Below are 1,817 nucleotides of genomic sequence, written 5' to 3' on the forward strand. Positions count from 1 at the left end.
GCCCGTCACCCCCCGCACCGGCGTGGCCGCCCTCTCCCCCCGCTATCAGATAGGTGTCGCGCTGGCGCTCGCGGTCGTCGCGGTGGCCGTGTGCGTGCACATCGGCATGGTCTTCCTGCACGTCGCCCCGTCGAACACGCTGACCAAGACGCACGGCAAGGCGATCGACGAGTGGATCTACCCGGAGTTCGAGCAGAACTGGAAGCTGTTCGCGCCGAACCCGCTCCAGCAGAACGNNCCGGATCCGCACCGCGGACGGTGACTTCCGCACCACCGGCTGGTTCGACCTGTCCGCCGAGGACGGCCGGGCCATCGACGGCAATCTGCTGCCCAGCCACACCCAGCAGAACGAGCTGCGCCGCGCGTGGGACTTCTACTCCACCACCCACAGCGGGGAGAACCGGACCGCCGCCTCGCGCGGCCTGCTCGCCGAGACATATCTGCGCCGCATCGTCGTCCTGCGCCTGCACCGGGCGGAGGCCGCCGGACCGGACGGTGTCCTCGAACGCGTCCAGGTCCGCTGCCGCACCACCCCGGTGCGCCCGCCCGAGTGGAGCGAGGAGCGGATCTCGCTGAAACCGGTGGACCGGGTGCTGCCCTGGTGGACGGTGCCGGCGGACGAGTCCCGGGGAGGTGCCGGGTGAACCGCTTCGCCCTGGCGCTGTCCGGCGCCATCGCCCGGGCCACCGAGTCCGCCCTCGGTCCGTACCAGACCGCGGTGGTCCGCATCGGCTTCGCTCTGACCTGGCTGCTGTTCCTGCTGCGCGAGTTCCCGCACCGCGCGGAGCTGTACGGCCCGGACGGCCCGTGGAGCTGGACCCTCGCCGAGGAGCTGATCCGGCAGAACGGTGCGTTCACCGCGCTGATGTGGTCCGACGGCCGCGTCTGGTTCGAGTTCGTCTACGGGCTCGCCGCCGTCTCCAGCCTGCTGCTGATGCTGGGCTGGCGGACCCGCACCATGTCCGTGCTGTTCATGGTGGGCGTGCTGTCGCTGCAGAACCGCAGCGTGTTCATGGGGGACGGCGGCGACAACGTCCTGCACCTGATGTCCGTCTACCTGGTCCTGACCCGCTGCGGCCAGGTCTGGTCGCTGGACGCGCGGCGCGCCCGCCGCGCCCGGCAGGCACGCGCGCGTGGGGAGCGGTGCGGGGACCGCGCCGGGCCCGCGCTGTGGGCCGTGCTGGGCCTGGCGCTGGCGGCGGCCTCCGCGGCGGGCCGGTTCGACGGCGATCCGCTGGTGCCCTCGCTGTTGTGGGGTGTCCTGCTGGCGCAGGCGCTGTGGTGGCTGGTGGGCCGCTACGCGCGCACCGCGCAGCCACGGATCATGCTCGACGTGATCGCCAACATCCTGCACAACGGTGCCCTGCTGGTGATCATGGCCGAGGCCTGCCTGATCTACGCCACGGCCGGCTGGTACAAGATCCAGGGCTCCCGCTGGCAGGACGGCACCGCCGTCTACTACCCGCTGCACCTGGACTATTTCTCGCCTTGGCCGGCGCTCGCCGACGCGCTGTCGGCGAGCGGCACCATGGTGATGCTGGTGACGTACGGGACGGTCCTGGTGCAGGTCGCCTTCCCGTTCACCCTGCTCCACCGGCGGCTCAAGAACGTGCTGCTCGCCGCCATGATCACCGAGCACCTGGTGATCGCCGTGGTCCTCGGGCTGCCGTTCTTCTCGCTGGCGATGATCGCGGCGGACGCAGTCTTCCTGCCGACGTCGTTCCTGCGCCGTCTGGGCGGCTGGGCGGCACGCGCACGCGGACGGCTGTCCTCCCGCGCGAGCCGCACCCCGACGCCGGACCCGCCCGCCCCGAAGC

1 protein-coding gene and 1 pseudogene are annotated in these 1,817 nt (G+C 71.8%); both read left to right on the forward strand.

Annotated features, from left to right (window positions below; all coding sequences use genetic code 11):
• Positions 1-644: pseudogene (locus CCN42_RS33100) on the forward strand (DUF5819 family protein); the annotation flags it as partial.
• A partial coding sequence (locus tag CCN42_RS33105; RefSeq protein ID WP_086741104.1) for an HTTM domain-containing protein occupies positions 641-1,817 on the forward strand: 1,177 nt, incomplete at its 3' end. The pseudogene CCN42_RS33100 and the gene CCN42_RS33105, both read left to right, overlap by 4 nt.

It is taken from the genome of Streptomyces glaucescens (assembly GCF_002154375.1).
Taxonomy (GTDB): Bacteria; Actinomycetota; Actinomycetes; order Streptomycetales; family Streptomycetaceae; genus Streptomyces; species Streptomyces glaucescens.